General features: G+C 60.9%; 13 protein-coding genes and 1 riboswitch. Of the genes, 10 read left to right on the forward strand and 3 right to left on the reverse strand.

Going from position 1 to position 12,632, the window contains the following annotated elements; all coding sequences use genetic code 11:
* Positions 1-215: 215 nt before the first annotated feature.
* The 9 genes from ytvI to ACE4YL_RS07125 all read left to right on the forward strand — a co-directional run bounded on the left by ytvI (position 216) and on the right by ACE4YL_RS07125 (position 9,221).
* A complete protein-coding gene (gene ytvI, locus ACE4YL_RS07085; protein ID WP_461360081.1) occupies positions 216-1,289 on the forward strand; it encodes a sporulation integral membrane protein YtvI in 1,074 nt (357 codons plus the stop codon).
* A gap of 16 nt (positions 1,290-1,305) precedes the next feature.
* Complete coding sequence (locus ACE4YL_RS07090) at positions 1,306-2,220, forward strand: ABC transporter ATP-binding protein (protein ID WP_461360080.1); 915 nt, start codon at positions 1,306-1,308, stop codon at positions 2,218-2,220.
* The gene (locus ACE4YL_RS07095; RefSeq protein ID WP_461358607.1) at positions 2,217-3,071 is read left to right on the forward strand and encodes an ABC transporter permease; all 855 of its coding nucleotides are present in this window, start codon (positions 2,217-2,219) and stop codon (positions 3,069-3,071) included. Before ACE4YL_RS07090 ends, ACE4YL_RS07095 begins: the two co-directional genes overlap by 4 nt.
* A 10-nt stretch (positions 3,072-3,081) precedes the next feature.
* Entirely contained in the window at positions 3,082-3,873 is a 792-nt protein-coding gene (locus ACE4YL_RS07100) for an inositol monophosphatase family protein (protein WP_461358608.1), read from the forward strand.
* Between the two features lies 1 nt (position 3,874).
* Entirely contained in the window at positions 3,875-4,774 is a 900-nt protein-coding gene (locus ACE4YL_RS07105; protein WP_461360082.1) for a cation diffusion facilitator family transporter, read from the forward strand.
* A gap of 166 nt (positions 4,775-4,940) precedes the next feature.
* Positions 4,941-5,540: a DUF2975 domain-containing protein gene (locus ACE4YL_RS07110; protein ID WP_461358609.1), complete on the forward strand. Its 600-nt coding sequence runs from the start codon at positions 4,941-4,943 to the stop codon at positions 5,538-5,540.
* Positions 5,541-5,549: 9 nt separating this feature from the next.
* Entirely contained in the window at positions 5,550-5,771 is a 222-nt protein-coding gene (locus tag ACE4YL_RS07115; protein ID WP_461358610.1) for a helix-turn-helix domain-containing protein, read from the forward strand.
* Positions 5,772-5,881: 110 nt separating this feature from the next.
* The gene (locus ACE4YL_RS07120) at positions 5,882-8,521 is read left to right on the forward strand and encodes an NYN domain-containing protein (protein WP_461369439.1); all 2,640 of its coding nucleotides are present in this window, start codon (positions 5,882-5,884) and stop codon (positions 8,519-8,521) included.
* A complete protein-coding gene (locus tag ACE4YL_RS07125) occupies positions 8,511-9,221 on the forward strand; it encodes a DNA alkylation repair protein (protein WP_461358611.1) in 711 nt (236 codons plus the stop codon). The genes ACE4YL_RS07120 and ACE4YL_RS07125 overlap by 11 nt, the downstream gene beginning before the upstream one ends.
* A gap of 37 nt (positions 9,222-9,258) precedes the next feature.
* On the opposite strand, the gene ACE4YL_RS07130 is transcribed toward ACE4YL_RS07125, so the two are convergent.
* The 3 genes from ACE4YL_RS07130 to ACE4YL_RS07140 form a co-directional block, all read right to left on the reverse strand.
* Positions 9,259-9,465 (reverse strand): hypothetical protein, encoded by a 207-nt coding sequence (locus ACE4YL_RS07130; protein ID WP_461358612.1) that lies wholly within the window; start codon positions 9,463-9,465, stop codon positions 9,259-9,261.
* 2 nt (positions 9,466-9,467) lie between these two features.
* Positions 9,468-9,911: a LysM peptidoglycan-binding domain-containing protein gene (locus ACE4YL_RS07135; protein WP_461367211.1), complete on the reverse strand. Its 444-nt coding sequence runs from the start codon at positions 9,909-9,911 to the stop codon at positions 9,468-9,470.
* A 93-nt stretch (positions 9,912-10,004) separates the two neighbouring features.
* The gene (locus ACE4YL_RS07140; RefSeq protein ID WP_461358614.1) at positions 10,005-11,660 is read right to left on the reverse strand and encodes a CapA family protein; all 1,656 of its coding nucleotides are present in this window, start codon (positions 11,658-11,660) and stop codon (positions 10,005-10,007) included.
* Positions 11,661-11,959: 299 nt separating this feature from the next.
* Between ACE4YL_RS07140 and ACE4YL_RS07145 the strand changes: the two genes are divergently transcribed.
* Complete coding sequence (locus ACE4YL_RS07145) at positions 11,960-12,325, forward strand: zinc ribbon domain-containing protein (protein ID WP_461358615.1); 366 nt, start codon at positions 11,960-11,962, stop codon at positions 12,323-12,325.
* Positions 12,326-12,467: 142 nt separating this feature from the next.
* Positions 12,468-12,554, forward strand: a riboswitch (cyclic di-GMP riboswitch).
* Positions 12,555-12,632 lie beyond the last annotated feature (78 nt).

Below are 12,632 nucleotides of genomic sequence, written 5' to 3' on the forward strand. Positions count from 1 at the left end.
ATCCAGGTGTTTTCCTTTTCTTCTTCTTCTGGTACAATGAACGTAGCTCATGGCTCCTCCCTGAACAATGATTTGGTTTTGCACCCTTACATTGTATCAGAGAGCCGTGAGCTTTTCTTTCACTTAATTCTACAAGTTGCCGGGCAGAAGGGCCCGTGAAAAAAGGATTGTAACCGCCTTAGCATCTTGATAAACTAGATGAAAGAGGTGAGCCCATGTCCACCGAGAACCGCAGTCAGTTCGTTATCAACACCGCCTATTTTGCGATTATCATCGGCATAGCCTACATAGTTATTAAGTACCTGTTGGGCCTTGTCGCTCCCTTTCTAGTGGGTTTTGCCGTGGCCTTTATGCTGCAGAAGACCATCACTTTCTTCGCCGCCAAGCTCAGGCTGCCCAAAAAGCTAGCCGCGGTCCTTTTCGTGCTGGTCTTTTACCTTGTCTTGGGCGTCCTCATGTTCTGGCTGGCCATGAGCGTCTTTGCCGGGGTGAAGGACTGGGTGGAACGGCTGCCCGCCGTGTATTCCCGGGATATTGAGCCGGTGCTTATGGGCTTATTTGCCGCCGTGGAAAGGATCATGGTGCGGTTTGACCTAACGCTGGCCCAGTTCCTGGAGGACTTCCACGTAACCTTGTCCCAGTCCCTGGGTAAGGTGGTCTCGGAGGTTTCGTCCCTGGCCATCGCCACCATCACCTCCGCGGTGTCCTTGGTTCCCAGGATGTTTTTGGGGATCGTGCTGGCGGTGATTTCCTCGGTGTTCTTCGCCATGGATTTTGACCTGATCACCGATTTCCTCCGGGATCTGCTGCCGGAAAGGTGGCGGGGACTCACCGGCGAGCTGCGCACCTTTTCCACCAATATTCTGGGGAAGTACATCAAGTCCTACACTCTGATCATGCTGATCACCTTTACGGAAGTGGCCATTGGCCTTTCCATCCTGCGGGTGAACAACGCCCTGCCCATCGCCGCCGTCACCGCGGTGGTGGATATTCTGCCGGTGTTGGGCACCGGGGCGATCCTCATCCCCTGGGGTATTTTCAATCTGCTGCAGGGCAATTTGTACTTGGGATTAGGCCTTTTGGTGCTCTATGTGGTGATCACCGTGATCCGCAACGTGGTGGAACCGAGACTTGTGGGTCAGCAGATCGGGCTGCACCCCATAGTGATGCTGCTATGCATGTATGTCGGCGTGAAGCTCTTTGGGGTGGTGGGGCTGTTTGCCCTGCCCATCACCATCTTGGTCATGAAGTATTTCTACGATCACGGCAGAATTGACCCTGCCCCTTGAGGCAAGGAGGTGCCGTATGGAGAAGGCGATCGAAGTGCGGGGGCTGGTCAAGTCTTACGGCCAGATCCAGGCGGTGAGGGGGCTTGACTTCTATGTGGAAAGGGGCAAGCTCTTTGCCTTTTTAGGGCCCAATGGAGCAGGTAAATCCACAACCGTGGAGATCCTGAGCACCGCGCTGAAAAAGGATCAGGGGGAAGTGACCATCGGCGGCTTCACCCTGGGGCGGGAGGATGAGCAGATCCGGGCCTCCATCGGGGTGGTGTTCCAGGACCGCGTCCTGGATGACCGGCTCACCGTCCGGGAGAATCTGCTCTTCCGGGGAAGCTTTTACGGCCTCAAGGGTGCGAAGCTCCGCCAGGCGGTGGAGCAGGCGGCCCGGGATGCCGCGGCCTTGGATTTTCTCGATCAGCGCTACGGCACCCTCTCCGGCGGCCAGCGCCGGCGGGCTGATCTGGCCAGGGCCTTGGTTAACCGGCCGAAGATTCTGTTCCTCGACGAGCCCACAACGGGATTGGATGCCCAGACCAGGCGGGATGTCTGGGAATTCATCCGCCGCATGCAGCTGGAAACCGGGATGACCGTTTTCCTCACCACCCACTACATGGAGGAGGCGGCCCAAGCCGATTATGTGGTCGTGATCAACCAAGGGCGTATCGCGGCCAGGGGCACCCCTGCCCAGCTCAAGGAGGCCTACGCCGCGGATCAGCTCAGGCTCTACACAGACAGCCCGCAGGCGCTGGAGGGGATCCTGCGGGAGGCGGGGGTGAGCTGGCAGCGGCGGGCCGACAGTTACACCATCACCCTGGGCCGCACCCTGGATGCCCTGCCCGTCGTGGAGCGCTGCCGGGAGCACATCTTCAGCTTTGAGGTGCTCCAGGGCACCATGGACGCGGCTTTTCTGGAGATCATCGGGAAGGAGCAGGACCAGTGATCGCCTTTGCCCAGCGCAACCTGAAGGTCTTTTTCCGGGATCGGGCCTCCGTCTTTTTCTCCCTGCTGGCGGTGTTCATCGTGCTGGGCCTCTACGCCGCGTTCCTGCGCAGCACCCTCACTAGGGGCCTGGAGCATATTCCCGGAGCGGAGTTCTTAATGGACAGCTGGACCATGGCGGGCCTTCTGGCCGTCACTTCCCTCACCACAACTCTGGGGGCCGCGGGTGTGCTGGTGGATGACAAAGTCAAGGGGATTGCCAAGGATTTCCGCTGCGCCCCCTTGAAGCGGAGCACCATCGTGGGCGGCTACCTCTTGGCCTCGGTGGCGGTGGGAATAGTCCTGACCACGTTGGCCTTTGTCCTCTCCCAGGTCTTCATCTGGGCCAATGGCGGCAAGCTCTTGACCTTGGCGGCGGTGCTGAAAACTCTGGGCCTGATCGTGCTTTCTTCTGTCACAAGTGGGGCTTTCATCTCCTTTCTTGTTTCTTTCATCAAAACGCCCAACGCCTTTGCGGTGGCCAGCACCGTCATCGGCACGCTCTCCGGCTTTCTTACCGGCATCTACGTGCCCATCAGCATGCTCCCCAGCGGGATCCAAACAGCGGTCAAGCTGTTTCCCATCTCCCACGCCGCGGTCCTCTTTAGGCAGGTGATGATGGAAGTCCCCCTGGCGGAAACCTTTGCCGGCGCCCCCGAGGCGGTGCTCACTAGCTTCCAGGAGGACTTCGGAATCATGTTCAGATTCGGCGATGCCATCTTCAGCGCCGCGGGCAGCGTTGCGGTACTTGTGGGTACCACCTTTGTGTTTTTCCTGCTGGCGGTCTGGCGCATGCTCAAGGAAGGGAAATAGGAGGTTTGTTTTGTTGGTCAAGCTCGAGGTAGTGGAGGAAATAGCTCGCCAGGCGGGAGAGATTCTCCTGCAGAAGATGCGGGAAGGTGTATCTGTGCAGGCCAAAGGGGCCATTGACCTGGTTACCGACGCCGATCTGGCAGCAGAGGAATTTGTCGTGGGGGAGCTCAGCCGCAGGTTCCCCCAGCACGGGATTTTAGCCGAAGAAGGGGGCCGCAGGGAGGGTACCGGCGACTATCTGTGGGTGATCGACCCCGTGGATGGCACCACCAACTTCGCCCACGGCTTTCCTTACTTCTGCACCTCCCTGGCCCTGGTGGAGGGGGGCGAGGTGATCTTGGGAGTGGTTTACGATCCCATCCGGGGGGAATGCTTTGCCGCGGAGAAGGGGAGAGGCGCCTTTCTCAACGGCCGGCGCCTGGCTGTTTCCCGGACGGAGACCGTGCTTGCCAGTCTCCTGGCCACGGGGTTCCCCTATGATGTGGCCACCAGCCGCCGGGACAACGGAGCCCAGTTCCAGCGGGTGAACAAGGCTTCCCAGGGGGTGCGCTCCCTGGGGGCGGCGGCGCTGGATCTCTGTCAGGTGGCCGCCGGGCGGCTGGACGGCTTTTGGGAGCTCTCCCTGCAGCCCTGGGATCTGGCCGCAGGCGGGCTGATGGTTCTGGAAGCGGGGGGTGCAGTCACGGGCTGCGCTGGAGAGAAGTTCGATCCCCTGGGCCGCAGCGTCTGTGCCACGAACGGCCTGATCCACAGGGAGCTGCTGCAGCTCATTGCTGCCCGGGGGGAGGAAGCGGGTGAATGAGATGGGTGGTGGAGGCAGAGAGACGGTGCATCCGGGGGTGCGCCACCAGGTGGGCAGTTCCGCCAGCCGCCTGGGTGTGGGCATCAATCTGCTGCTGGTGGCTTTGAAGCTGGCCGCCGGCGTGCTGTCGGGCAGCGTCTCCGCGGTGGCCGATGGACTGAACAACCTCATGGACGCGGCGGCGTCCATCATCACCTGGGCGGGGTTTAAGATGGCCGCGAAGAAGGCCGATGCGGAGCATCCCTTCGGCCACGGCCGCTACGAGTACCTGGCGGGCCTGGGTGCCGCGGTGTTGATCATGGTGGTCGGCGTGGAGCTGGCCCGCAGCGGTGTTGGGGAGATCCTCAGGCCCACACCCCTGAAGCTCAGTCCGCTGCTCTTTGGGGTCTTGGGCCTGTCCATCCTGGTCAAGGCTTGGATGGCCTATTATTACGGCCGTCTAGGCCGGCGGATGGGTTCTTCGGCCTTTAAGGCAGTGGCCGCGGACAGCAGGAACGATGCCCTGGCCACCGGGGCGGTGCTCCTCAGCGCCCTGCTCTTCCGCTGGACGGGGCTGCAGCTCGATGGCTGGGCCGCCGTGATCGTGGCCCTCTTTATCGTGCATAGCGGCTGGGGACTGGTGAAGGAGACCGTGAGCCAGCTGGTGGGGGAGGCCCCCGCGCCTGAGCTGGTGGACTACATCTCGGAGAAAATCGGCCGCCACCACCAGGTGCTGGGCATCCACGATCTGATCGTCCACGACTACGGGCCCGGGCGGCGCTATGTGAGCGCCCATGTGGAGATGCCAGGGGATGAAGACCCCTTGGTTACCCATGAGATCATCGACTCCATCGAAAGGCGCTTTCTAGAAGAGGATCACATCCACCTGATCATCCACTACGACCCCGTGCCCCGGGAGTGATCTAGGCCTTCGGGCCGTTTTTTTTTGCCCTGCGGCAGGGCGGCCCACTTCCCGTTCATTTATCGTGTACCATAAAAAGTTTAATGAGAAACATGAAACAGTTATTGACTAACATAAAGCGATGTGCTATGCTGTACCTAACTGAGACTGTAGGGAGGTTAGGACAGTGCAGGGAACTGAAGTGCGGACAAACATCAAGTTTGCCCAGACAGTAAACAAGGTGCTCAAGGCGTTTTACTGGGCGGGGATCGCGGCCCTCCTTTTGGTTGTGCTCCTGGGGCTGTTTGCGCTTTTCGGGCCCGACCGCTACTTCGCCGCCGAGCGCTACGCCCGCTACACGTTCACCTTTGAGCTCAACGGGATCATCCGCTACCACCCGGATCCGGAGCAGGTGGCAGGGGGCAGCTTGCGGGGCCTCTTCCGGAGCATCGCCTTGGGGGCGGCGGTCTACGTCCTCTTTTTCCTCTACCTGCTGCGGCGCCTGAGGCAGGTGATGGATACGGTGGCGGCCCAAAAACCCTTTTACCGGGGTAACTCTAAGCGGATCCACGAGATCGGCCGAGCGGTGCTTGCCTCCGCCTTTCTCATCCCCGGGGCCAACAGCTTCGTGGCCTGGAAGATGATCAGGACGTTTAACCTTTCGGAGCTTTCCATTCTCTACACGCCCGATCTGAAGCTGGCGTTCACAGGCCTGCTCCTCCTCATCCTGGCCTGGGTGTTCGACTACGGCGGCTATTTGCAGGAAGAAATGGATCAGACGGTGTAGGAGGTTGCCATGCCCATCATAGTGAGACTTGACCGCGTGCTCGCGGACCGGAAGATGTCCCTCACGGCCCTGTCGGAAGCGGTGGGGGTTTCCGTAGTGAACCTATCCAACCTGAAGACCGGCAAGGTCAAGGCTATCCGCTTCAGCACCCTGGAGGCCATCTGCAGGGCGCTGGAGTGCCAGCCCGGGGACCTGTTGGAATATGCGGAGGAGGAAGTGTCAGGCAGCTAGCACTGCGTGACCGCAGCTTCAGCTTGGGGAATTGAGCATTGCCACCGGGGTGGTCAGCTGATACCATTAGAAGAAAGGAACGTGTGAGTTGCTGAAGCGAGGTTTGGGCAATGCGGAGAATCGTCGTGGGCATCTTGGCCCACGTGGATGCGGGGAAAACCACTCTATCTGAAAGCATGCTTTACTTGAGCGGCCGGATTCAGCGGCTGGGCCGGGTGGATAAGGGGGATGCCTATCTGGACACCCACGATCTGGAGCGGGAGCGGGGCATCACCATCTTTTCCAAGCAGGCCATCTTCGAGTTCGGGGGTACCCAGTTTACGCTGCTGGATACCCCGGGCCACGTGGATTTTTCCACCGAGATGGAAAGGACGCTGCAGGTTTTAGACTGCGCGATTTTGGTAATCAGCGGCGCGGATGGGGTGCAGGGCCACACTGCCACCATCTGGCGCCTCTTGTCTATGTACAGGATCCCGGTGTTTTTGTTTGTGAACAAGATGGATCAGCCCCACTCTGACCGCCAGGCGCTCCTGGGGGAGCTGCGGGATGCTTTGGATCCCTGCTGTGTGGACTTCGGCGCCCCCGATGTCCTGGAGCAGGTGGCCCTCTGCGATGAGGGGCTCATGGAGGAGTACCTGGCCGCGGGCAGCATTGCCCCGGGCAGCATCCGGGAAGCAGTGGCCAGGCGCAGGGTGTTCCCGGTGTTCTTCGGCTCCGCCCTCAAGCTCCAGGGCGTGCAGGAGTTTTTGGAGGGCCTGGCCCGCTACTCCCAGGCGCCGGACTACCCAGCCCAGTTTGGGGCCCGGGTGTTTAAGATCTCCCGGGATGAGCAGGGGACCCGCCTGACGCACCTGAAGATCACCGGAGGAAGCCTTAAGGTGCGGGATGTGGTTGCCCCCCACGGCGGCGGCCGGGAGGAGAAGGTGCACCAGATCCGCCTCTACTCGGGGGAGAAATACGAGGTGGTGAGTGAAATCGGGGCCGGGGCGGTCTGCGCGGTAACGGGCCCCACCCTCACTAGGCCCGGCGACGGCTTGGGCCTGGAGAGCGGAGCTGGGCCCCCGGTGCTGGAACCGGTCCTTTCCTACCGCCTGATCCTGCCCCCGGGCTGCGAGGCCGCTACCATGCTTCCCAAGCTCAAGGAGCTGGAGGAAGAAGAGCCGGCCCTGCGCATCGTGTGGGCTGAACAGCTCCGGGAAATCCAGGTGCAGCTCATGGGGGAAGTGCAGACCGAGATCCTCCAGAGCTTGATTTTGGAGCGCTTCGGCGTGGAGGTGCACTTCGACGAGGGGCGCATTTTGTACAAGGAAACCATTGCCGACGTGGTGGAGGGCGTGGGCCACTTTGAACCCATGGGGCACTATGCAGAGGTGCAGCTGCTTTTGGAGCCCGGTGAGCGGGGCAGCGGCCTTCAGTTCGCCCTCGACTGCAGTGAAGACATTCTGGCCAAGAACTGGCAGCGACTGATCCTCACCCATCTCCAGGAGAAGACCCATCTGGGCGTCTTGACCGGCTCCCCCCTGACCGATCTGAAGATCACGGTGGTGGGGGGCAGGGCCCACAAGACCCACACCGAAGGGGGAGACTTCCGTGAGGCCACCTACCGGGCGGTGCGCCAGGGCCTTATGCAGGCCAAGAGTGTCCTTTTGGAGCCGTACTATTCCTTCCGGCTAGAGGTCCCCGATAAGCAGGTGGGTCGGGCCATGAGCGATCTCGAGAAAATGCAGGGCGTGTGGGAACTGGCACCGCCCCGGGGGGAGATGGCTGTGCTGGTGGGCAGAGCGCCCGTGGTCACCATGCGCAACTACCACAGGGAAGTGGCCGCCTATACCAGGGGCTTGGGCCGCCTGGCCCTAAGCGTGGAGGGCTACCGGCCCTGCCACAACGGGGAGGAAGTGATCGCCGCCTTGGGCTATGACCCGGAGCGGGACGTGGAAAACCCCACCGGTTCCATCTTTTTCCTGGGCGGCAGCGGTGTGTATGTGCCCTGGCAGGAAGTGAAGCGCCGCATGCACGGCGCACCCTTCCTGGAGGAAGAAAAGCCCGCCCCTGAGGTAGATGCCGGGAAAAAGCCAGCTCCGACCCGGGCCCCGGAGGACGACTATGTGGACTGGGGTTACTGGGATACAGCCGCCAACCGGGGGAAAAAGAAGGGCTGGAAGCGGGGCAGGGCAGCCGGAGGCAGAAGGGGGCGGATCGCCCCGGTGCCGCAGGCGGAACCCCGGGAGCAGTACCTCTTGGTGGACGGCTACAACGTGATCTACGCCTGGCCGGAGCTGCAGGAGCTGGCCCAGGAGAATATGGATCTGGCCCGCATCCGGCTCTTGGATGCCCTCAGCAGCTATCAGGCTTTGAAGAAGAACAGGATTATCGTGGTCTTCGATGCCTACCAGGTGGAGCACCGCACTGTGGCTGAGGTGGTGGATTACCACAACATCCATGTGGTGTTCACCAAGGGGGCCCAGACCGCGGATGAATACATCGAGAAGTTCGCCCACGAACACAAGGGTGAACACGACATTGTGGTGGCCACCAGCGATGCCCTGCAGCAGGTGATCATCAGGAGCGCAGGCTGCGCCCTCCTTTCCGCCCGGGAACTGAAGGAAGAGCTGGAAACGGTGCGGGCCAAGGCGGAGGGGGCCTACCGCAGCCGGCAGCGGATCCGCCGGGCTTCGTTGGAAGACGAGCTCCCGCCTGAGGTCAGGGAGCGGATGGCCGGGATCAAGGAGCTGAAAGCAGATGATGATTGATGCCATCAAACGCGAGCTTGAGCAGTACATCGACCCCGAAAAGGCAGAGTTTATGCCCAGGTTCTTTCAGACAGGGCCAGGAGGCTATGCCGAAGGGGACCGCTTTTTGGGGATCACCGTGCCCCACCTGCGCCGGGCAGCCAGGAAGTTCTACCGCCAGATCTCCCTGGAGGAGCTGGAAGCGCTGCTTCAGGACGAGATCCACGAATACCGCTTCACTGCCCTGGCCATGCTGGTCTACAAGTTCGAAAAGGCCGAGACGCCGGAGGAGCGCCGGGAAATCGTCCACTTCTACCTGGCCAACGCTGACTTCGTCAACAACTGGGACCTGGTGGATGCCTCCGCGGACAAGATCCTCGGGGCGTACCTCTACCATCGGGACCGCAGTGTCCTCTGGGAGCTGGCCCGTTCGGGACACCTCTGGCGCCAGCGCCTTGCGGTAATCGCCACCTTCTATTTCATCCGCCGGGGCGACTTCGCCGAGACGCTGCAGCTGGCCGAGTTCTTCTTAGATCATGAGCACGATCTCATCCACAAGGCCGTGGGTTGGATGCTCAGGGAAATCGGCAAACGGGACTTCCAGGTGGAATATGCATTTCTGCGGGAGCACTACCGGCGCATGCCCCGCACCATGCTGCGCTACGCCATCGAGAAATTCGACCCCGAGCTGCGCCGGGCCTTTCTGCAGGGCTTGATTTAAGCCAGGCTGAACTTTCAGCCTGGCCGCTAGTTATGCCTTACGTCCGTACTAGGCGAATGTGGCAGATCTGGGCGCATTGGATGATGGTGAGATCCAGTCTGGGATCCGTTTCTTCGACTTCTATAAAGCTCTCCCCGAAGGCTCTGAGGAAGCCTGTAATCTCCCCGCACTTGGTGTACACGGTCACTTTGCGATCCAGAAAGGGCACCAATCCTTCCGGACAGCGGCAGCATTCCTGGCCCATGGCTACTCCTCCCTCGGTCCGTATCTGGGAATCCTGACAAAGCAGATTTCCCGGCAGCGCACCACAATGGGATGATCCGTTTTGCCCTCCTGGAGGGTGATGGAGCTCTCACCTACGAAAACCAGTTTGCCGGACACCACTCCGCAGGGTGTGGTCACCTCTACAAAGCGGTTGATGAAGTCTTTGAGCGAAACGGGGCAGGGGCAGGGATCCCTTTGCGGTGGCGGAGGCGGCGGGGACTGTGGGGGAACGCAGAGCACATCCCCTGGGAAGATCAGGCTCGGATTGGGGATGTGGGGGTTGGCGGCGATGAGGGCGTTGAGGGAAACGCCAAAGCGCTGGGCGATGAAAAACATGGTGTCCCCCTGCACTACCGTGTATCTTCCTGTGAACCCTGGTGGACACTGTTTCGGTACCCGGGGAAAGCCTTGGTGGGTGGGATACATAGAGGTTTACCTCCTCTCTGATAACTAGCACTGGTAGTATATTCCCCGGGCTGCGCGGGTGAGCTAGGAATGGAGAACCGGATTGCGGCAGGATCACTTAAGCCCCAGGGAATACTCCCTGATGCGCTGGTAGACCGCCTCTCTATGCGCACCTTCCAGGATCCGGGGCCGCACACCGGCGATGTAGGCGGGGACAATGGTCAGATCCCGCACTCCCTGGGCCGACAGGGTAAACTCCAGCAGCATGGTTTCCCAGGTGGCGGGCCGGTTGAGATCGAAGACGAAATTGCCCAGACTGTAGGCGATCACTCCCCCTTGGTAAAACTCCAGCCCCTGGAGGACGTGGGGATGGTGGCCCAGGACCAGATCCGCGCCGGCATCCACCGCTGCCCTGGCCAGGCGCTTCTGCTCCTCGGTGGGTTCGTGCACATACTCCTTCCCCCAGTGCATGCTGACCACCACCACATCCACCTGGGAGCGGAGTCTCTGCACGTCTTCCACTATGAGATCTATTTCCGCCGGGGCCACGCCGGGCTCATCTGCGGTGGCCCTCCAGCTGATGGGCTCCCGGGCATAGACAAACCACATCTCTGTATAGGCCAAAAAGCCGATTTTGACACCTGCCGCTTCCCTGATCAGGGGAGCGCGGGCCTCTTCCAGGCTGCGGCCCGCCCCCACCCAGTCGATTCCGTATTCCCTCAAAAGCCGCATGGTCTCCAAGAGGCCCTCGTGGTGGTAGTCCAGGGCATGGTTGTTGGCCAGGGACACCACATCCAGGCCCGCAAAAGCCAGCCCTTCCACTGCCTCCGGGGGGGCCTGGAACATGTTGATGAAGCGTCCCCGATCCCCCAGGGGCGATTCCAGGTTGGCGAAGCTCAAGTCAGCTTCCCGCAGGGCGGGGGCCGCTTCGGCGAAGATGTACTCCCAGCCCCTTTCCAGCCCCACCTTTTTCACATCCCGATCGAGCATGATATCACCTGCCGCCACCAAGCTGATTTCCCCTGCCCAAGGATGGGCGTGCCCGGAACGCTGCGCGGCCAGGCGCAGGGCATCTAAGGGGTTTTTCAACCGGCTCTGCACCCAGTCCCGCAGCTGGCCGGCGAAGCCCTTGGGGGGCCGGCTCAGGTAGAGGGCGCGGGTCAAGGGGTAAGCGAGAGGGTCGGCCCGGCACTGCCTGGGGTCTACGCCGTTTAGCGGCACAATTCGCACCGCGGGTTTTCTCTCCTGGAGGAGGATCACCCCCAGGCGGCCCCGTCCCTCCTGCAGCTCCTGGATCACCTGGGGGGATGGCAGATAGCGCACCGGTTGGTCCCACCAGGGAAAACCCGGCAGGGCCAGGGCCTGGGAGACCAGGATCTTTTCGGGGCTGGACTGGATCAGATGGGTGAAAGCGGTCAGATCCAGCGCTTCCAGGGGATCAAAAAAGGGCACAACCACCGCGGGAACCAGGCAGCCCAGCTGCCAGCTGACCAAAGCCGGATCCGGCTTTTCCAATTCCACCAGGTAGTCCAGCTCGCCCCGTTTCAGCCTTTCCCGGAGCTGCTCCGGCTGACCTAAAACAACCTGGGCCAAGGGCTGCCCGGGAAAAAGACTCCAGGCCAAGTCCGGGGCAGCAGCGGGCAGTCCCAGCCTTGGCAAAGGGTACGGCCCGGTCAGCCAGGCCAGGCCGGTGAACAGGGCCCCCAGGAGCAGAAAGAAGGCCACCGGCAGCCAAAACAGCCACTGCCTGCGCAGGATCACCACATACACAGCCACCGCCTCCTGGTAATATATACTGGAGCGGGGCGAACCGCATACCCGGAGGGGGCGGGAGCAGCTGCCAGAAAGTTACAGCATATTCCGCTGGAGGCGGGGCAGGCTATTGGCACGGGACGGACTTGGCAGGAGTGTCAGAACACTCATGACGAGTGTCATGCAAAGCGCTTTGCCTGCCTTTTCCGTCCCTCCCTGCGCGGGTAGGGCACTTGGGCGCCGGCCCGCTATTTTTTTGTAAAATGGGTTGTGTCTATGCAAACGTTGGTATACAATGTAGGCAGGAGATAGGGAAGATGTTTTTCATAGGCATTTTCGGAGTGCAGACCAAGGATGAGACCATCAAGACGGTGTCAGGTGTGACCTGCCCGGTGTGTGGGGCCTACGATCGCTATGAAGTTTTGCGGACGTACACCTACTTCCATGTTTTTTTCATCCCGGTTTGGAAGTGGAACAAGCGTTATTTCCTCCGCACCCGCTGCTGCCAGCGGGCGTGTGCTTTGGCAGAAGAGGTGGGGCGCCGCATCGAGCAGGGGCAGGATGTGACCATCACCTCCGCGGATCTCAGGTGCGCGGAGCCCGCGGAGAGGTTCTGCTCCCACTGCGGGGTGCAGCTGCACAGGTCGTACAGCTACTGTCCCTACTGCGGGCAGCGCCTCTGAGGGCTCGTTTCCTTCTTTACATATGATTGCACTAGTTACCTTTATTGTTAATAAAGGTGGCGTATAATCTGCCCTTGGTGGTAAATGTTCGATTGTGCCTCCAGTCACGAACAGGTGCCGCTGCGGGCTGGGGCAGAAACATCTGAATATTTGGCAAACCATGAGAAATCATGGGACGCAAAGCTATAGGGGCTAAGCACAAGTCTGTGTATGCCAGCCAGTTGCGCCTGAGAATGCTGATCACGCTTTCGAGTCGCCTGGCTGGAAAGCGTTTTTTTTATGCCTAGGGGGTTGGGGTATGTCAGCA

It is taken from the genome of Candidatus Darwinibacter acetoxidans (assembly GCF_041936445.1).
Taxonomy (GTDB): domain Bacteria; phylum Bacillota; class Limnochordia; order Darwinibacteriales; family Darwinibacteriaceae; genus DTU010.